Here is a 19,453-nt window from a genome sequence, read left to right as displayed (position 1 = left end):
TCACCTGGAAACCTGCATCATGGATAATAATGCCGCTTATCAGGCGCTCACCTCGCGTGATGCGCGTTTCGACGGCGTATTTTTTGTCGGCGTCACCTCCACCGGCATCTACTGCCGACCAATCTGCCCGGTGAAAGCGCCACAACAGAAAAACTGCCGGTTTTTTGACAGTGCGGAAGCCGCCGAGAAAGCGTCATTTCGCCCCTGTTTGCGCTGCCGTCCGGAGCTGGCTCCGGGTAATGCGCCGGTAGACAGCGCGCACCGTATTGCCGATCTGCTGGTGCAGCGTATTGATGAAGGGCTGACCTCCGAGGCGGAAAGTCTGGAGCAGATCGCCAGCCAGTTTGGCATCAGTTCACGTCAGCTACGGCGCATTGTGCAGAAAGAGCTGGGCGTATCGCCGGTGGAGATCAGACAGACCCGCCGACTGCTGCTGGCGAAACAGTTGCTGACGGAGACACGGCTGCCGGTCACCGAGATTGCTTTTGCCAGCGGTTTTAGCAGCCTGCGTCGCTTTAATGATGCTTTTAATGCGCAATATCGCCTCTCTCCCAGCCGTCTGCGCAAAGAGGCGGCGGATAACAGGCACCCGTTTTTGGCAGGCGAAACCTCGACTTTACAGCTGAGCTACCGTCCGCCCTATGACTGGCAGGCGATGCTGGCGTTTCTCAGCATGCGGGCGATTAAAGACGTGGAACATATCAGCGAGAATAGTTATGCCCGTACAGTGCGTCTGGGTAGCTGTACGGGCTGGGTACGTGTCACACATGCCGCGGCAAAATCGGCGCTGATGGCTGAGTTCAGCCATTCACTGACGCCGGTATTGCCGGTACTGCTGCGCCGTCTGCGCAATTTGTTCGATCTCAGCGCGCGACCGGATCTGATTGCCAGCCACCTGCAACAGGACGAACTTTTTCACCGCAGCCTCAGCGCCAATCCGGGACTGCGTGTTGCTGGCGCCTTTGATGGCTTTGAAATGGCGGTACGCGCCATTCTCGGCCAGCAAATCACCGTTAAAGCGGCTACCACCATTGCCTGTCGTTTTGCGGCGGCCTTTGGCGAGCCAATTGCCACGCCTTTTGCCGAGCTAACCCGCCTGTCGCCGCTGGCAACGCGTGTCTGTGAAGCCAGCATTGATGATATTGCCAGCCTGGGCATTGTCAGCGCGCGATCGCGCTGCATTCTGGCGATGGCGCAGGCCTGTGCTTCAGGAGAGTTGCGGCTGGAGGCGGGCAGTGAGCCAGAAAAAGTGATTAACCAACTGGTGATGTTGCCGGGTATCGGCCCGTGGACGGCCAACTATATTGCAATGCGTGCGCTGCGCTGGCCGGATGCTTTCCCGAAAGAAGATATTGCGGTGCGTAATAACCTTGGTGGCGTCAGCGCGAAACAGGCGGAGTTAATGTCGCAGGCGTGGCGTCCGTGGCGCAGTTATGCGGTGATGCATATCTGGAAGAATATGTCTTAATGGGGCGGGCGGCGAAAACGCTGGCCCAGAAACAACTAAAGCGCCAGAAGGCGCTTTAGTTTTGAATTGGTGGGTCGTGCAGGATGACTCGGCCTGTGGCCTCGCCCTTCGGGCCGTTGCCGCAGGCAACGTTGTCTCGCTTGCGCTCGACCCGAACCTGCAGCAGGTTCGAACCCCACACGAATTAAGTTGCGATGCCCAGAAACAACTAAAGCGCCAGAAGGCGCTTTAGTTTTGAATTGGTGGGTCGTGCAGGATGACTCGGCCTGTGGCCTCGCCCTTCGGGCCGTTGCCGCAGGCAACGTTGTCTCGCTTGCGCTCGACCCGAACCTGCAGCAGGTTCGAACCCCACACGAATTAAGTTGCGATGCCCAGAAACAACTAAAGCGCCAGAAGGCGCTTTAGTTTTGAATTGGTGGGTCGTGCAGGATTCGAACCTGCGACCAATTGATTAAAAGTCAACTGCTCTACCAACTGAGCTAACGACCCGCTGATGCGGTTAAAACATTTTACTCTTCGAAGTGGTGGGTCGTGCAGGATAACTCGGCCTGTGGCCTCGCCCTTCGGGCCGTTGCCGGAGGCAACGTTGTCTCGCTTACGCTCGACCCGAACCTTTACGGTTCTTATCCTTTACGATTTAACACCGTGTACTGCTAAAAAGTGGTGGGTCGTGCAGGATTCGAACCTGCGACCAATTGATTAAAAGTCAACTGCTCTACCAACTGAGCTAACGACCCGCTGATGCGGTTAAAACATTTTATTCTTCGAAGTGGTGGGTCGTGCAGGATAACTCGGCCTGTGGCCTCGCCCTTCGGGCCGTTGCCGGAGGCAACGTTGTCTCGCTTACGCTCGACCCGAACCTTTACGGTTCTTATCCTTCACGATTTAACACCGGGTACTACTTAAAAGTGGTGGGTCGTGCAGGATTCGAACCTGCGACCAATTGATTAAAAGTCAACTGCTCTACCAACTGAGCTAACGACCCACTTTCAGGCTGTCAGAGCGCATTCACTAATGCCCTGTCAACGGCGGCATATATTACTGATTTGAATTTTCAGCGCAACCACTATTTACCAATAAGTTGTTCAACTGCTTACCTTTCACGCGGCAAGACCAGAAATCACACGATATCTGGTCAAACCGCGACTATTACAGCCCCGCCGCGCGTTTTTGCGCCAGCTTTGCCGCTTCGCTATTTGGGTATTGTTTTACAACTTGTTGATACACCGCTTTGGCTTTTGCGGTGTCGCCTTTGTCCTGCATGATCACCCCAACCTTATAAAGCGCTTCCGGGCTTTTTGGTGATTTTGGGTAATTTTTCACTACAGTGGCAAAATAGTAGGCGGCGTCGTCCTTCTTACCCTTGTTGTAATTCAACTGACCGAGCCAGTAATTAGCATTCGGCTGGTAAGTTGAATCCGGATATTTTTTCACAAAGGCCTGAAAGGCAGTGATCGCCTGATCATACTGCTTCTTCTCCAGCACCAGCGCCGCCGCCGCATTGTAATCCGTATTGGCATCACCGCTTTGCGTTGGCGCAGCAGCAGCGTTGTCAGCGCCTGTAGCAGGTGCATCGTTTGCCGCTGCTGCACCGGCGCCTGCGGCCGCTGCGTCGCCGCCTGATGCGCCCTGAGCGCCTCCATTGCTGCTGAGACTGTCGATTTGCTGATAGATCTGTTTCTGCCGCTCGACGACCTGATTCAACTGGTAGGTATTTTCCTGAATCTGTCCGCGTAAGGCGTCGATATCACGCTGACTGTCGCTGAGTTGCTGCTGAAGTTGTTGAAGGAGTTGTCCCTGAGCATTAGAAATACGCTCAAGGGTGGTGACACGGTCTTCGACCGAGCCGGAGCCAACGTTACTGATTGCTGCCTGGGCATTAGCGGCCCAGGGGGCCGCTACGCCAATCAGTAACGACAGACTCAACAGGTGAGTTCTGAAGCTACTAATCATGTGATTCTCTTAGTATACCAGTACGGCACGACGGTTTTTGGCGTAAGCCGCTTCGTCATGACCCAGTACAGCTGGCTTCTCTTTACCGTAAGAAACGATAGAGATCTGATCAGCAGAAACGCCTTTACCCTGCAGGTACATTTTCACGGAGCTTGCACGACGCTCGCCCAGAGAGATGTTGTACTCAGGCGTACCACGCTCATCCGCATGACCTTCTACGGTGACTTTGTAAGACGGGTTGCTGCGCAGGAATGCTGCGTGCTGATCCAACATCTGAGCGAAGTCAGAAGCGATATCGTACTTGTCCAGACCGAAGTAAACGATATTGTTTTTCTGCAGTTCTTGCATCTGCAGACGTGCCTGCTCTTCAGAAGACATGTTACCGCTGTTCATGCCGCTGTTAGAACCGTCAGCACCCATACCGGTCTGGTCGTTGTTGTTGTTTTTGTGTGAGCTACATGCAGCCACTGCGATCACTGGCAGTGCCAGCAGTAAACCCTTCAGCACTTTGTTCAGTTGCATTTCTAAAATCCTATTATAGTTTGCTATACATTTTTACATGCATCACAGATACGGCGACCAGGCAGGTGATTTTACCTGTCCATCAGTTGCCGGAAGACGCGCTTTGAAACGCCCATCTGTCGAAACCAACTGCAACACGGAACCCATACCCTGAGTAGAGCTGTAGATTACCATTGTGCCGTTAGGTGCGAGACTTGGCGTCTCATCCAGGAACGTGTCCGTTAATTGTTGAACGGCTCCCGTTTCCAGATCTTGTCTGGCGATATGTTGCGCACCGCCATTGGTGCTAACCATCACCAAAGATTTACCGTCGGCGCTCACATCAGAGTTCTGATTCTGGGAGCCTTCCCAGGTCAGACGTTGTGGCGCGCCACCGTTGATATTCATTTTATAAATCTGTGGACGACCAGCCTGATCCGAGGTGTAGGCGATAGTCTGGCTATCCGGGAACCAGGTCGGCTCAGTGTTGTTGCTGCGACCATCGGTCACCTGACGAATCTGGCCAGAGCCGATATCCATCACATAAATATTCAGGCTACCGGTTTTCGACAGGGCAAACGCCAGTTTGCTGCCATCAGGAGAGAAGGATGGTGCGCCGTTATGGCGTGGGAATGACGCCACCTGTTTAATCGCACCATTAGCCAGCGTCTGGATAACCAGCGCGGAACGTCCGCTTTCAAAGGTCACATACGCCACTTTGCTGCCGTCTGGCGACCAGGCTGGCGACATCAGCGGTTGCGGTGAACGATGCACCACAAACTGATTGTAACCATCGTAATCAGAGACGCGCAACTCATACGGATACTGACCGCCGTTGGTCGTCACCACATAAGCGATACGAGTACGGAACGCACCTTTAATACCACTCAGTTTTTCAAACGCTTCGTCACTGGCAGTATGCGCCGCATAACGCAGCCACTGCTTAGTCACTTTAAACGAGTTCTGCGCCAGAACGGTACCTGGTGAACCGGCAGTATCGACTAACTGGTAAGAGACAGTGTAGCTGCCATCGGCGCCAGGTTGCACCTGACCCACCACCACCGCATCAATACCCAGCGCGCTCCACGCCGCAGGCTGAACCTCAGCAGCAGAAGTCGGCTGCTGTGGCAGACGTGCGCGATCCAGTGGGTTAAATTTACCACTGTTACGTAAGTCAGCGGCAACAATCCCGCCAACGTCTTCCGGAGCTGCACCCGGGCCGTCCCATTTGAACGGCACCACGCCGATTGGGCGTGCGGTGTTTACCCCCTGGGTAATCTCAATGCGAACTTCCGCATGCAGCACGGCTGCCCACAGAAATAAAAAACTTAACGCTACACGCAGTGCCTGCTTCATCTTTTCTCCCTTATCTGAACCCTAAGTCCACGATAATTAGCAGTGTTACAACGAACCAATAATGCAAAGCCATTTAGAGTACGACATACAGAACATAGTTCAACATGCCGCCGGGTACGCAATTCTTAAGGTTTAAAGCCTAATGTCGCATTCTTCACAGCTTCATACACGTCCTGCGTTGGTGGCTTAGGTAACCGCGCCTGTCTGGCTGCCGCAACCGCTGCCTGGCATAACGCCGGGTCGCCACCTTTTGGCTGTACTGAGATCAACAGGCCATCAGGCGCCAGTTTAATCGCCAGGTCACAGGTTTTACCCTTATACAGGTCAGAATCATAAAACTTACTTTCAATTGCGCCTTTAACCTGACCAAGATAGCTGTCGATCGCCGCGCCAGAAGCACCGGCTTTTTTCTGATTGCCCTGCCCTGCAGCAGCACCGCCAGATTTACCCTCTTTTGGCGAATTTTTACCAGAAGAGAGGCCACCGAGTAAATCGTCCACATCACTGGATTCTTTAGCCGCTTCGGCAGCAGCTTTTTTCTTCGCATCCGCAGCCGCTTTGGCTTTGGCCGCCGCATCGGCTTTCGCCTTCGCCGCAGTGGCCGCTTTGGCTTTCGCCTCTTCAGCAGCCTTTTCCTTCGCTGCCTGCGCGGCTTCGGCCTGCGCCTGTCTGGCTTCTTCCGCCGCTTTGGCTTTCGCATCGGCGGTGGCTTTCGCTTTGGCGTCAGCAGCGGCTTTTACTTTCGCCGCTTCAGCCGCCGCGGCAGCCTCTTTAGCTGCAGCCTCTTTCGCCTGCTCTTCCGCTTTTTTCTTCGCGTCCGCAGCGGCTTTTTTCACCTCTTCGTCCGCTTTTTTCTTCGCATCCGCGGCGGCTTTCGCCTGTGCATCTGCTTCAGCTTTGGCATCGGCTTTCGCCTTCGCCGCAGCGGCTTCCGCCTGTTTCTGCTGCTCCTGCGCCTGCTTTGCCGCTTCCTGCGCCTGTTTCTGCTGCTCAGCCTGCGCCTTAGCCTGCTCTTTCGCCTCTTCCTGCGACTGCAGACGCTCTTTCTCCAGCTCTTTCAGACGCTGCTGTTCGGCGGCCTGCTTTTGCTGCAGCTCTTCAGCCTGCTGCTCAGCCTGTTTTTTACGCTGCTGTTCAGCGCGTTTGCTGTCGCTCTGTTGATTCTGCTGACGATTGTACTGTTCCACTACCGCACCAGGATCGACCATGACAGCATTGATATCGCCACCGCCGCCGCCAGCGCTGGCGTCGATATTTTCGTTAAACGAGCTCCAAATCAGCGCTGCAATCAAAAAGATATGCAGTATCACCGAGATGATAATCGCGCGTTTTAACTTATCGTTCTGCTCGGTTGCCTTCGACACTCTCGGTTCCCAAAAAACGGTTCGAATTAATTAGATCGGCTGCGTCATCAGACCAACGGACTTCACGCCCGCCTGGTGTAGCAAATTCAGCGCTTTGATAATCTCGTCATAGGGCACGTCTTTCGCGCCGCCAATCAGGAACACCGTTTTCGGGTTCGCTTCAATACGGCGCTGCGCTTCGGCGACGACCTGTTCTGACGGCAGCTGCTCCATACGATCATGATCGACTACCAGGCTGTACTGTCCGACACCTGATACTTCTACAATTACCGGTGGATTATCATCGCTGGAAACTGTTTTTGAATCTGTCGCATCCGGCAGATCAACTTCCACGCTCTGCGTAATGATCGGTGCTGTCGCCATAAAAATCAGCAGCAGCACCAGCAAGACGTCCAGCAGCGGGACAATGTTGATCTCAGATTTTACGTCGCGACGAGCGCGACGACCACGCGTTCTGGCCATGCGTAACCTCCGATTACTTGCTGCTCTCGCTGGAGAACGCCTGACGATGCAGGATAGCCGTGAACTCTTCGGTAAAGTTGTCGTAGTTCTGTTCCAGCTTGTTCACACGCTGGGTCAGGCGGTTGTACGCCATAACAGCCGGAATAGCGGCAAACAGACCAATCGCGGTGGCGATCAGCGCTTCGGCAATACCCGGAGCGACCATCTGCAACGTCGCCTGTTTCACCGCGCCCAGCGCGATAAAGGCGTGCATAATCCCCCACACCGTACCAAACAGACCGATATACGGACTGATGGAACCGACGGTGCCAAGGAAAGGAATATGATTTTCCAGACTTTCCAGCTCACGGTTCATTGAAATACGCATCGCACGGCTGGCACCTTCCACTACCGCTTCCGGTGCGTGGTTGTTGGCCCGGTGCAGACGCGCAAACTCTTTAAAGCCGGCGTAGAAAATCTGCTCAGAACCGCCGAGCTCGTCACGGCGCGCCTGGCTCTCCTGATAAAGACGGGAGAGTTCGATACCCGACCAGAACTTATCTTCAAAGGCTTCGGCATCGCGCCCTGCGGCGTTCAGAATACGGGTACGCTGGATAATAATTGCCCATGAGGCAATAGAAAACCCAATCAAAATCAACATGATAAGTTTGACCAGAAGGCTCGCCTTCAGGAACAAATCAAGAATGTTCATGTCAGTCACTGCTTGAACTCCGCGACAATAGACTTGGGAAGCGCTATCGGCTTCATTAGATGTGGGTTGATGCAGGCGATCAGGACTTCCGCTTCATTGAGAACCTTGCCTTCTGCATTAACGATACGTTGTGCGAATGTCATAGTCGTCCTGCGCATAGAAACCACCTCGCTTTGCACTTCCAGCAAATCATCAAGGCGTGCAGCGGCAAGATAGTCGACTGTGATTCGACGCACGACAAAAGCGATCTGCTGATCCAGCAGCGCCTGTTGATTGAAATGGTGCTGGCGCAGCATTTCAGTCCGTGCTCGTTCATAGAAAGCCACATAGCTGGCATGGTAAACCACGCCACCGGCATCCGTGTCTTCGTAATAGACGCGTACCGGCCATCGAAACAGCGTTGTACTCACTCTACATCCCGGTAATGCTTTAAACGTTGCTACTATACGCAGAAGAAATGGCCTTGGGAATGGGTTGCCAGAGGGGAACGAAAATAATTATCCGGAGGAAACAATTGATTAGATTTTCGGGACAAATCTTAGACAAATCCTCACACAAACAGAGATAAATCTACTTAACAAACGGCCGTCAATTGCCCGGCCGTGATTGGTACGCTCAAAGGAAGAAGAAGCCGAGGCCAGCTAACAGAATAATCTGCGCCGGAAGCGGTGAGAAAAACGCGCGCCAGCGTAGCCGACGTGGGCGAAAACCGACACCGTGTATCACCCCGCTGCAGACCGCCCACATCATCACAAATCCCTGCCAGATGCTGAGCGGTCCGGTTTTCGCCGCGAAACGTGACGGTTCCCAGAAGATGCACCCCGCCAGCAGCAACGCCAGCAGCAGAGAAAGCGCCCTCAACGGGCGCTTATCCATTACGCCATACAATCGGCTAATCAGTGCGGCCATTACTTCTGCTCTTTGGACGCGTTTTCTTCCACGTGCTCAAGCGCCAGCGCCGTCATGATACCTAATGAGCAGGCCAGCAAGGTGCCGAGAATCCAGGCAAAATACCACATTGTTCTGCTCCTTGATTAATAAAGAGAATGGTTGTTGTCTTCAATATGCTCTTTGGTGATGCGGCCGAACATCTTGTAATAACACCAGCTGGTGTACAGCAGGATAATCGGTACAAACACCATCGCTACAAAGGTCATCAGTTTTAGCGTCAGCAGGCTGGAAGTGGCGTCCCACATAGTCAGACTGACGTTCGGCACGGTGCTGGATGGCATAATGAACGGGAACATCGCCACACCGGCAGTGAGGATCACACAGGCCAGCGTCAGCGAGGAGAAGATAAACGCCCAGGCGCCCTTCTCCAGACGCGAACAGAGGATCGTCAGCAGTGGCAACGCCACGCCCAGCGCCGGGATCAGCCACAGGATCGGGGCTTTATTGAAGTTGATCATCCAGGCGCCCGCTTCACGCGCCACCTCTTTGGTCAGTGGATTGGAGGCTGCCGCATGATCCAGCACCGAAGTGACGACATAACCATCGATGCCATACATCACCCAGACACCCGCCAGCGCAAAGGTGATCATCATCACCAGCGCGGAGATCTGAGCGGTCAGGCGTGCACGCAGGTGAATTTCACCGGCCGTACGCATCTGCAGATAGGTGGCGCCCTGCGTCAGAATCATCGTCAGGCTGACAACCCCCGCCAGCAGACCAAACGGATTCAACAGCTGGAAGAAGTTACCGGTATAGAACAGGCGCAGATACTCATCGGCATGGAAAGGCACGCCCTGCAACAGGTTACCGAACGCCACACCAATCACCAGCGGCGGCACAAAGCTGCCGATAAAAATGCCCCAGTCCCACATGCCGCGCCAGCGCATATCTTCAATCTTCGAGCGGTAGTCAAAGCCAACCGGACGGAAGAACAGTGAGGCCAGCACCAGAATCATCGCCACATAGAAGCCGGAAAAGGCAGCGGCGTAAACCATCGGCCAGGCGGCAAACAGCGCGCCACCGGCGGTGATCAGCCATACCTGGTTACCGTCCCAGTGCGGAGCAATGGCGTTAATCATAATACGGCGTTCAGTGTCGGTACGGCCAAGGATGCGCGACAGCATCCCTACGCCCATATCGAAACCGTCGGTGACGGCAAAACCAATCAGTAAGATGCCGATCAGCAGCCACCAGATAAAACGCAAACTTTCGTAATCTAACATTTATCGACTCCTGTTTAACGCAGTGGCTGTGACGAAAGCGTTGACTGTTCGAAGTGATAACGCCCGGTTTTCAGACTGCTGGGGCCAAGGCGAGCAAACTTAAACATCAGGAACATTTCCGCGACCAGGAACAGCGTATACAGACCGCAAATCAGGCCCATGGAGAACAGCAGATCGCCAGCAGTCAGAGACGAGTTGGCGACCGCAGTCGGCAGCACCTCACCGATGGCCCATGGCTGACGGCCATATTCGGCGACAAACCAGCCGGACTCGATGGCAATCCACGGCAACGGGATGCCGTACAGCGCCACTTTCAGCAGCAGAGGACTTTTACCGATGCGGTTGCGGATAACACTCCAGAAGCTGAGGCCGATAATCAGCAGCATCAGCACGCCACAACCGACCATAATACGGAAGGCGAAATAGAGCGGCGCAACGCGTGGAATCGAATCTTTGGTCGCCTGCTGGATCTGCGCTTCAGAGGCGTCAGCGACATTTGGCGTATAGCGTTTCAGCAGCATACCGTAGCCGAGATCTTTTTTATGCTGATCAAATTCAGCACGCACGCCGGGATCGCTATTGCCGGATCGCAACTCTTCCAGCAGCTGATAAGCTTTCATGCCGTTACGGATACGCACTTCATGTTGCTGCATCAGTTCTTTCAGACCGGTAACCGGCTTATCCACCGAACGGGTGGCGATCAGGCCAAGCAGATACGGGATCTGAATCGCATACTTGTTCTGCTGGGTCTCCTGATCCGGAATACCAAACAGGGTAAAGGATGCCGGAGCCGGTTGGGTTTCCCATTCTGCTTCAATCGCCGCCAGTTTGGTTTTCTGCACGTCACCCATTTCATAACCGGATTCATCACCCAGCACGATAACCGAGAGGATCGCAGCCATACCGAAGCTGGCGGCAATCGCGAATGAACGTTTGGCGAAAGCCACATCGCGTCCGCGCAGCAGATAGTAAGAGCTGATACCGAGGACAAACATCGCGCCACAGGTATAGCCCGCCGCTACGGTATGCACGAATTTCACCTGCGCAACCGGGTTCAGCACCAGCTCGGAGAAGCTCACCATCTCCATACGCATGGTTTCGAAGTTAAAGTCGGAGGCGATAGGGTTTTGCATCCAGCCATTGGCGACCAGAATCCACAGCGCGGAAAGGTTGGACCCCAGCGCTACCAGCCAGGTGACGGCCATATGCTGAACTTTGCCGAGACGATCCCAGCCAAAGAAGAATAAGCCAACGAAGGTGGATTCGAGGAAGAATGCCATTAATCCTTCGATTGCCAGCGGCGCGCCGAAGATATCGCCGACATAGTGCGAAAAGTATGACCAGTTAGTCCCGAACTGGAACTCCATAGTCAGGCCGGTGGCCACGCCCAGCGCAAAGTTAATGGCGAATAACTTGCCCCAGAACTTGGTCATATCTTTATAGATTTGTTTGCCAGACAGCACATATACGGTTTCCATAATCGCCAGCAAAAACGCCATACCCAGCGTTAGCGGAACGAACAGAAAATGGTACATCGCAGTCAGGGCAAACTGTAAACGCGACAGTTCGACGATATCAAACATTTTGACCCCTTGCTCCTCGCGAATGGTTCCGACTAACAGCGTGGTCACTGACCGGTAACAGTCACTGATGGCTATTGTCATTGCCGTTACAGACGGATGATATTCTTCCAGTAATACTGTGTGGCGCAGCCGGGAACAGGCGGCGCATAGCCACAGCTGATAATGAAAACAAAAGTAACCACAAAATGAGACAGGAATATAATACGCCGCTTCTCGCTAACCACAAATAGTTATTAGCGTGTTGCGAACCCTGTTTTAGTAGTCAGATCGCATTTCGCTGAGAGACATGAATCTCGCGAAATTGATGTAGCGCAATTTAAAGAAAAAACCACAATTAATCCAGCGCTAAAGCTTGATATATCGTACCTTTTTTTGATCCAGGTTAATAACGCCTTGCCTGAAATAGCACTAAGTAAAAGTGATGTTAAATAATTTCGCTGTGCTGGTAATAAAATCCAGCGGAAAGATAAAATAGCCGTCAGTTTTTTAACTTTAGCGTAGCAATACGCTAAAAGTTTTTCCGCGCTATTAGTTTATTCTTTTAAAAACGGTTATCGGCATTGTTATTCTGTTCTGGATATTAACGTTCGTTTATTTCACAAATATTTTACCCGTACAGTGAACTGATTTAACCTTGTACTGAGTAAGGATAGCTTGTGGTCGGCATAAATGCCGCTTTCGCAGCAAAAAAAAACCACCCATCTGATGGGTGGCTTGATTATTACGAAACGGTTTGCGCGCGAGATTATTACGCTGGCAGTACCGCTTTTACCGCATCACCGATATCCGCCAGGCTGCGGACGGTTTTCACACCGGCCGCTTCCAGCGCAGCAAACTTCTCGTCTGCGGTGCCTTTACCACCGGCGATAATCGCACCGGCATGGCCCATACGCTTACCTTTCGGCGCGGTTACACCAGCGATATAGCCGACGACCGGCTTGGTCACGTGTTGCTTGATAAATGCCGCCGCTTCTTCTTCCGCGCTGCCACCGATCTCACCGATCATCACGATCGCTTCAGTCTGTGGATCGTCCTGGAACAGCTGCAGAATATCGATAAAGTTAGAGCCTGGAATTGGGTCACCGCCGATACCGACGCAGGTTGACTGGCCATAGCCGATATCAGTGGTCTGCTTAACGGCTTCATAGGTCAGGGTGCCGGAACGTGAAACGATACCGATACGGCCAGGTTTATGAATGTGACCTGGCATAATACCAATCTTACAGGCGCCAGGGGTGATCACACCCGGGCAGTTTGGCCCGATCATGCGCACACCGGCTTCATCCAGCTTCACTTTGACGGTCAGCATATCGAGGGTAGGAATCCCTTCGGTAATGGTGATAATCAGCTTGATGCCAGCTTCAATCGCTTCGAGGATACCGTCTTTGCAGAATGGCGCCGGAACGTAGATTACCGATGCGGTTGCGCCAGTGGCTTCAACGGCTTCACGCACGGTATTAAAGACCGGCAGACCCAGATGCTCAGTACCGCCTTTACCTGGGGTAACACCGCCAACCAGCTGCGTGCCATACGCCAGCGCCTGCTCGGAGTGGAAAGTACCCTGACCGCCGGTGAAACCCTGGCAGATCACTTTGGTGTTTTTGTCGATCAAAATAGACATTATTTACCCTCCGCTGCAGCAACAACGCGCTGCGCCGCGTCGCTGAGGCTGGTTGCTGCAATAATATTCAGACCGCTGTCCGCCAGTTTCTGCGCGCCCAGCTCGGCATTGTTACCTTCCAGACGTACCACTACCGGTACGTTGACACCCACTTCCGCCACCGCGCCGATGATGCCATCCGCAATCAGGTCGCAGCGCACGATGCCGCCGAAAATGTTAACGAATACCGCTTTAACCGCGTCATCAGACAGGATGATCTTAAAGGCTTCGGTGACACGTTCTTTGGTCGCGCCGCCGCCAACGTCAAGGAAGTTAGCTGGCTGGCCGCCGCTCAGTTTGACGATGTCCATCGTGCCCATTGCCAGACCTGCGCCGTTGACCATACAGCCGATATTGCCTTCCAGCGCCACGTAGTTCAGTTCCCACTGCGCTGCGTGCGCTTCACGGGAGTCTTCCTGGCTTGGATCACGCATTTCACGCAGTTCCGGCTGACGGAACAGCGCGTTGCCATCGGCAGTCAGTTTGCCATCAAGGCACACCAGATCGCCCTGTTTGGTGATGACCAGCGGGTTGATCTCTACCAGCGCCAGATCGCGCTCAAGGAACAGCGTCGCCAGCCCCATAAAGATCTTGGTGAACTGACCAACTTGCTTACCGGTAAGCCCCAGTTTAAACGCCAGTTCACGGCCCTGATACGGCTGTGGGCCAGTCAACGGATCGAGCGCCATTTTATGGATCAGGTGCGGGGTCTCTTCCGCCACTTTCTCAATTTCCACGCCGCCTTCGGTGGACGCCATAAACACCACGCGACGGGTGCCACGGTCCACTACTGCGCCGAGATACAGTTCCTGATCAATATCGGTCGCGGATTCAACCAGAATCTGGTTTACCGGCTGGCCATGGGCGTCAGTCTGATAGGTCACCAGACGCTTGCCTAACCAGTTTTCCGCAAACGTACGGATCTCTTCTTTACTGTTAACCACTTTCACACCGCCCGCTTTACCGCGGCCACCGGCATGAACCTGACATTTAACCACCCACGGACCTGCGCCAATCTTTGAGGCTGCTTCTTCCGCTTCACGTGGCGTGGTGCAGGCGTAACCGGTAGGTGCCGGCAGGCCATACCGTGCAAACAGCTGTTTCGCCTGGTATTCGTGTAAGTTCATGATGTTCTATCCATTCAGAGCTGAAAAGATTTGGCCGAATTCGCATTGTCACCCTGCCCTTTCAGGCGGTAACAACGCGGATATGCGGCCACACATAGGGTTGGGCACGATCATCGCCGTGCCCGACGGGGTCAGACATCCAGCAGCAGGCGCGTCGGATCTTCCAACAACTCCTTGATCGCCACCAGATAACCAACGGATTCACGACCGTCGATCAAACGGTGATCGTAAGAAAGCGCCAGATACATCATTGGCTGGATCACCACCTGACCATTGACCGCCATTGGACGATCTTTGATCGCATGCATACCCAGAATCGCGCTCTGCGGCGGGTTGATAATCGGGGTCGACATCAGTGAACCAAACACACCACCATTGGTGATGGTGAAGTTACCGCCGGTCAGTTCTTCAACGGTCAGTTTGCCGTCGCGACCTTTCACCGCCAGTTCTTTGATTTTTTTCTCGATATCGGCCATGCCCAGCGCATCGACATCACGCAGTACCGGCGTAACCAGACCACGTGGCGTGGAAACGGCGATGCTGACGTCGAAGTAGTTGTGGTACACCACCTCTTCACCATCAATTGAGGCATTCACTTCCGGATAGCGTTTCAGCGCTTCAACCACCGCTTTGATGTAGAAGGACATAAAGCCCAGACGCACACCGTGGCGTTTCTCGAACGCGTCGCCATACTGCTTACGCAGATCCATAATTGGCTTCATGTTCACTTCGTTGAAGGTGGTCAGCATTGCGGTGCTGTTTTTCGCTTCCAGCAGACGCTCGGCGACACGCTTACGCAGACGCGTCATTGGCACGCGTTTTTCACTGCGACCAGCCAGTGCTGGCGCAGGCGCGGCAGCGGCAGGTTTCGCTTCTGCTTTATTCGGCGCCGCTTTGCTGTTGGCCAGATGTTTTTCCACATCTTCACGCGTCAGACGACCACCAACACCGCTGCCTTTAATCGCAGAAGCATCCAGATCGTGCTCGGCAATCAGGCGACGGATCGCCGGGCTAAGCGCATCGTTGCTCTCTTCTTCCAGCCCGGCAGTATGACGCTGCGCTGGGGTTGACTCTTTGGTGTCAGATTTTGCTGAAGTCTCTTTACCACCGCTGTTGCCCTCTTTCAGACGACCCAGCGCCTGACGAGACGTTACGGTAGCGCCCTCATCTTCCAGAATGGCTTCAAGGATACCGTCGACAGCAGCCGGAACTTCCAGCACCACTTTATCCGTTTCAATTTCAACCAGCACTTCATCGCGCTGGACGCTGTCGCCCGGTTTTTTGTGCCAGGTTGCCACAGAGGCATCGGCAACAGATTCAGGCAGGTCGGGAACGAGAATATCTACGCTACTCATTATCTATCCTTTATTTAATCAACGTTCAGCGCGTCATTAACCAGGTCTTGCTGCTGTTTCTGGTGAACGTACATGTAGCCAACGGCCGGCGAAGCGGATGCTGGACGCCCGGCGTAACGTAATGAAGCTGCAAAAGGCACAACTTCACGGAAGTGATGCTGACTGCAATACCAGGCGCCCTGGTTTAGCGGCTCTTCCTGACACCAGACGAAATCATGTACATGTGAATAAGGCTGCAACGCTTCCTGTACCGCTTTATGCGGGAATGGATACAGCTGCTCAATACGTACAATAGCCACGTCAGTTTGTTCGTTTTTGCGACGCTGCTCTAGCAGGTCATAGTAAACCTTACCAGAACATAGCACGACGCGTTTAACCCCTTGCGGATCAAGGTCATCAATCTCGCCGATTGCCGGTTTAAAGCCACCGGTCGCCAGTTCTTCCAGCGTGGAAATCGCCAGCGGATGGCGCAGCAGAGATTTTGGCGACATGACCACCAGCGGGCGACGCATGCCGCGCAGCGCCTGACGGCGCAACATGTGATATACCTGCGCCGGGGTTGAAGGCACGCAAACCTGCATATTCTGCTCGGCGCACAATTGCAGATAACGTTCCAGACGCGCGGAGGAGTGCTCCGGCCCCTGGCCTTCGTAGCCGTGCGGCAGCAACATCACCAGGCCACACATCCGGCCCCATTTCTGTTCACCGGAGCTGATAAACTGGTCGATAACCACCTGTGCGCCGTTGGCGAAATCACCAAACTGCGCTTCCCAGATGGTGAGGGTGCGCGGCTCAGCGGTGGCATAACCATACTCAAACGCCAGTACCGCTTCTTCCGACAACACCGAGTCCCACACCTTAAATACACCCTGCCCGTTATGGATATGTTGCAGCGGGGTATAGGTCGAGCCGTTGGCCTGGTTGTGGATCACCGCATGACGGTGGAAGAAAGTGCCGCGCGCCATATCTTCACCGGAGAGACGGCACGGAATGCCTTCATCAACCAGCGTGGCGTAGGCGAGGTTTTCCGCCGCGCCCCAGTCAAATGCTTTCTCACCGGCGGCCATCGACGCGCGATCGTTGTAGATTTTCGCCACACGCGACTGCATTTCGACATTCTCCGGCACATGGCTGATACGTTTAGCCAGTTCCTGCAGACGTTTCAGATCCATCGATGCCGGGTAAGCTTCGTCCCAGTCATGATTCAGATACGGCGACCAGGTGAAGGAGTGCAGGCTCATCGGACGCCATTCTGGCACCACACATTCGCCCTCATCGAGCGCATCGCGGTACAGGTTGACCATTTCCGTGGCATCTTCCAGGCTGGCGACTTTTTCGCTTTCCAGCTTGTCAGCATACAACTTACGCGGCGTCGGGTGCTTTTTGATCTTCTGGTACATAAGTGGCTGGGTGGCGCTTGGCTCATCCGCTTCGTTATGACCATGACGACGGTAGCAGACCAGATCGATAAATACGTCGCGTTTGAAGGTGTTACGGAAATCCAACGCCAGACGGGTAACAAAGGCCACCGCTTCAGGATCGTCAGCATTCACGTGGAAAATCGGCGCCAGCACCATTTTACCGATATCGGTACAGTACTGCGTGGAACGGGCGTCTTTCGGGTTAGAGGTAGTGAATCCCACCTGGTTGTTAATCACGATACGAACGGTACCGCCAACTTCATAACCGCGCGCCTGTGACATGTTCAGGGTTTCCTGCACCACGCCCTGGCCGGTGACGGCGGCATCACCATGAATGGTGATTGGCAATACTTTATTGCTGCTCGGTTCGTCGAGACGATCGAGACGGGCGCGTACCGAGCCCATCACCACCGGGCTGACGATCTCCAGGTGCGACGGGTTAAACGCCAGCGCCAGATGCACCATACCGCCTTCGGTTTCCACGTCGGAAGAGAAGCCCATATGGTACTTAACGTCACCGGTGCCGAGCGTCTCTTTATGCTTACCGGAGAATTCGTCGAACAGATCCTGCGGCTTTTTACCGAGCACGTTAATCAGGACATTCAGACGACCACGGTGCGCCATACCTAATACCACTTCACGGGTTCCGCTCTTACCGGCATGACGAATCATTTCGTTAAGCATCGGCACCAGTGCGTCACCGCCTTCAAGCGAGAAGCGTTTAGCGCCGGGGAATTTCGCCCCGAGATAACGCTCCAGACCTTCCGCAGCGGTCAGCTGTTTCAGAAAGCCTTTCTTCTCTTCATTGGTGAAACTGGCGTGCCCCACTACCGATTCGATACGCTGCTGGATCCAGCGTTTCTCTTCAGTATTGGTGATGTGCATATACTCTGCACCGATCGATCCACAATAGGTCTGCTCAAGCGCCTCGAAGAGATCGGCGAGCTTCATGGTCTCTTTACCGATGGCAAAGGAGCCAACGTTAAAGGTCTCCTGGAAATCCGCGTCAGTCAGATCGTGGAAAGCCGGATCGAGATCCGGCACCGCTTCCTGTTTCCACAGGCCCAGCGGATCAAGTCTGGCACTCTGATGGCCGCGAAAACGAAACGCGTTAATCAGCTGCAGAACTTTAACCTGCTTGGAGTTGGTTTCCGGATCGGTAACAGAGGAGGTGTAACGCGAAGCATCTTTCGCCAGACGACGGAAATAGTCACGCGTTGCAGAGTGGAATTGCTCAGGTCTAACCCCAGTGCCAGGAAGCTGCTGGAATAACGACTGCCATGCAGCATCAACAGAGTCAGGATCGGTTAGAAAATCCTCATAGAGCTGCTCTATGTAGGACTGGTTCGCGCCGGCCAGCCAGGAGGAGTCCAGCCAGGGCTTCATCGCGCTGTTCTGCATTGTGATCCCTTAAGCATTTTATGCTTTTTTTCGAGGTTTCATTTTTTGCCGGGTTAACGGCTTGCCGTAGTACAAGTTCGATACGAGCACTGTGCGCGATCGGCGCCCGGCCCGTAAGGGAACCTTTAAAAACGATCGCCGCGCGCGCAAACGTTTATAAAGGCTTCCTGAATATCCGGGAACCCTGAGGTTCCCGGAAAACTCGCTGTTAAGCGCCTCTCTGCAACAACATCGACTTGATATGGCCGATGGCGCGCGTCGGATTGAGTCCCTTCGGACATACGCTCACACAGTTCATAATGCTGTGACAGCGGAATACGCTGAAAGCATCGTTCAGGTCGTCAAGACGCGCATCGGTTTCCGTATCACGACTGTCAATCAGGAAACGGTACGCCGCCAGTAACCCTGCCGGACCGATAAACTTGTCCGGGTTCCACCAGAATGACGGGCATGAGGTTGAACAGCACGCACAAAGAATACATTCGTACAGGCCATCCAGCTTTTCACGTTGCTCCGGTTCCTGCAGATGTTCGCGTGCAGGCGGATTCTCTCCATTATTCAACAGGTAAGGTTTAATCTTCTCATATTGAGTGTAGAACTGGCTCATGTCTACTACCAGATCGCGAATGACAGGCAATCCCGGCAGCGGACGGATAACAATTTTCTTTGTGCCATTGCCCAGCGCCGACACCGGCGTGATACAGGCAAGGCCATTCTTGCCGTTCATATTCAGACCGTCGGAGCCGCACACCCCTTCACGGCAGGAGCGGCGGAACGCCAGCGTCGGATCCTTCTCTTTCAGACGCATTAGCGCGTCCAGCAACATCATGTCGCGTCCTTCATCACTCTCCAGCGTGTATTCCTGCATGCGCGGAGCGTTATCAACATCCGGGTTGTAACGATAAATAGAAAATTCGAGTCTCATCGTCTTATCTCC

General features: G+C 53.9%; 17 protein-coding genes, 3 tRNA genes and 4 other RNA genes. 1 reads left to right on the top strand and 23 read right to left on the bottom strand.

Annotation, left to right across the window (positions count from 1 at the left end):
* Positions 1–16: 16 nt before the first annotated feature.
* A complete protein-coding gene (locus J2125_RS18315) occupies positions 17–1,468 on the top strand; it encodes an AlkA N-terminal domain-containing protein (RefSeq protein WP_026111401.1) in 1,452 nt (483 codons plus the stop codon).
* Positions 1,469–1,535: 67 nt separating this feature from the next.
* Here the strand turns inward: J2125_RS18315 and J2125_RS18310 are convergent.
* From J2125_RS18310 to J2125_RS18200, 23 genes are all read right to left on the bottom strand, one after another.
* A non-coding RNA gene (locus J2125_RS18310) (RtT sRNA) lies at positions 1,536–1,663 on the bottom strand.
* A gap of 45 nt (positions 1,664–1,708) precedes the next feature.
* Positions 1,709–1,836, bottom strand: a non-coding RNA gene (locus J2125_RS18305) — RtT sRNA.
* Between the two features lie 45 nt (positions 1,837–1,881).
* Positions 1,882–1,957: transfer RNA gene (locus J2125_RS18300), tRNA-Lys, on the bottom strand.
* 33 nt (positions 1,958–1,990) lie between these two features.
* Positions 1,991–2,116, bottom strand: a non-coding RNA gene (locus J2125_RS18295) — RtT sRNA.
* A 13-nt stretch (positions 2,117–2,129) separates the two neighbouring features.
* A tRNA-Lys gene (locus J2125_RS18290) sits at positions 2,130–2,205 on the bottom strand.
* 33 nt (positions 2,206–2,238) lie between these two features.
* A non-coding RNA gene (locus tag J2125_RS18285) (RtT sRNA) lies at positions 2,239–2,364 on the bottom strand.
* Positions 2,365–2,377: 13 nt separating this feature from the next.
* Positions 2,378–2,453 (bottom strand) — tRNA-Lys (locus tag J2125_RS18280).
* A gap of 164 nt (positions 2,454–2,617) precedes the next feature.
* Positions 2,618–3,421, bottom strand: a complete 804-nt coding sequence (cpoB, locus tag J2125_RS18275) for a cell division protein CpoB (RefSeq protein ID WP_026111444.1) — start codon at positions 3,419–3,421, stop codon at positions 2,618–2,620.
* Positions 3,422–3,430: 9 nt separating this feature from the next.
* Complete coding sequence (gene pal / locus J2125_RS18270) at positions 3,431–3,943, bottom strand: peptidoglycan-associated lipoprotein Pal (RefSeq protein WP_017799180.1); 513 nt, start codon at positions 3,941–3,943, stop codon at positions 3,431–3,433.
* A 42-nt stretch (positions 3,944–3,985) separates the two neighbouring features.
* Complete coding sequence (gene tolB, locus J2125_RS18265) at positions 3,986–5,278, bottom strand: Tol-Pal system beta propeller repeat protein TolB (RefSeq protein WP_017799181.1); 1,293 nt, start codon at positions 5,276–5,278, stop codon at positions 3,986–3,988.
* A gap of 125 nt (positions 5,279–5,403) precedes the next feature.
* Complete coding sequence (gene tolA, locus J2125_RS18260; protein ID WP_017799182.1) at positions 5,404–6,642, bottom strand: cell envelope integrity protein TolA; 1,239 nt, start codon at positions 6,640–6,642, stop codon at positions 5,404–5,406.
* A gap of 30 nt (positions 6,643–6,672) precedes the next feature.
* Complete coding sequence (gene tolR, locus J2125_RS18255; protein ID WP_017799183.1) at positions 6,673–7,104, bottom strand: colicin uptake protein TolR; 432 nt, start codon at positions 7,102–7,104, stop codon at positions 6,673–6,675.
* 13 nt (positions 7,105–7,117) lie between these two features.
* Positions 7,118–7,795, bottom strand: a complete 678-nt coding sequence (gene tolQ / locus J2125_RS18250; RefSeq protein ID WP_017799184.1) for a Tol-Pal system protein TolQ — start codon at positions 7,793–7,795, stop codon at positions 7,118–7,120.
* Between the two features lie 5 nt (positions 7,796–7,800).
* Positions 7,801–8,205: a tol-pal system-associated acyl-CoA thioesterase gene (gene ybgC, locus J2125_RS18245; RefSeq protein WP_017799185.1), complete on the bottom strand. Its 405-nt coding sequence runs from the start codon at positions 8,203–8,205 to the stop codon at positions 7,801–7,803.
* A gap of 205 nt (positions 8,206–8,410) precedes the next feature.
* Complete coding sequence (gene ybgE / locus J2125_RS18240; RefSeq protein ID WP_017799186.1) at positions 8,411–8,704, bottom strand: cyd operon protein YbgE; 294 nt, start codon at positions 8,702–8,704, stop codon at positions 8,411–8,413.
* Positions 8,704–8,814 (bottom strand): cytochrome bd-I oxidase subunit CydX, encoded by a 111-nt coding sequence (cydX, locus tag J2125_RS18235; protein ID WP_017799187.1) that lies wholly within the window; start codon positions 8,812–8,814, stop codon positions 8,704–8,706. The genes ybgE and cydX overlap by 1 nt, the downstream gene beginning before the upstream one ends.
* Before the next feature lie 15 nt (positions 8,815–8,829).
* A complete protein-coding gene (gene cydB / locus J2125_RS18230; protein WP_017799188.1) occupies positions 8,830–9,969 on the bottom strand; it encodes a cytochrome d ubiquinol oxidase subunit II in 1,140 nt (379 codons plus the stop codon).
* 14 nt (positions 9,970–9,983) lie between these two features.
* Positions 9,984–11,552, bottom strand: coding sequence for a cytochrome ubiquinol oxidase subunit I (cydA, locus tag J2125_RS18225; RefSeq protein WP_017799189.1), 1,569 nt, complete (start codon positions 11,550–11,552; stop codon positions 9,984–9,986).
* Positions 11,553–12,300: 748 nt separating this feature from the next.
* Positions 12,301–13,173, bottom strand: a complete 873-nt coding sequence (gene sucD / locus J2125_RS18220) for a succinate--CoA ligase subunit alpha (RefSeq protein ID WP_017799190.1) — start codon at positions 13,171–13,173, stop codon at positions 12,301–12,303.
* Positions 13,173–14,339, bottom strand: a complete 1,167-nt coding sequence (sucC, locus tag J2125_RS18215; protein ID WP_017799191.1) for an ADP-forming succinate--CoA ligase subunit beta — start codon at positions 14,337–14,339, stop codon at positions 13,173–13,175. The genes sucD and sucC overlap by 1 nt, the downstream gene beginning before the upstream one ends.
* 131 nt (positions 14,340–14,470) lie before the next feature.
* Entirely contained in the window at positions 14,471–15,694 is a 1,224-nt protein-coding gene (gene odhB / locus J2125_RS18210; RefSeq protein ID WP_017799192.1) for a 2-oxoglutarate dehydrogenase complex dihydrolipoyllysine-residue succinyltransferase, read from the bottom strand.
* A gap of 14 nt (positions 15,695–15,708) precedes the next feature.
* On the bottom strand, positions 15,709–18,516 hold the full coding sequence (sucA, locus tag J2125_RS18205; protein ID WP_017799193.1) for a 2-oxoglutarate dehydrogenase E1 component: 2,808 nt from the start codon (positions 18,514–18,516) through the stop codon (positions 15,709–15,711).
* A gap of 208 nt (positions 18,517–18,724) precedes the next feature.
* On the bottom strand, positions 18,725–19,441 hold the full coding sequence (locus J2125_RS18200; protein ID WP_017799194.1) for a succinate dehydrogenase iron-sulfur subunit: 717 nt from the start codon (positions 19,439–19,441) through the stop codon (positions 18,725–18,727).
* Positions 19,442–19,453: the final 12 nt, after the last annotated feature.

It is taken from the genome of Winslowiella toletana (genome assembly GCF_017875465.1).
GTDB lineage: Bacteria > Pseudomonadota > Gammaproteobacteria > Enterobacterales > Enterobacteriaceae > Erwinia > Erwinia toletana.
The sequence above is the reverse complement of the archived record's forward strand: the minus strand, read 5'-3'. Positions and strand labels throughout refer to the sequence as shown.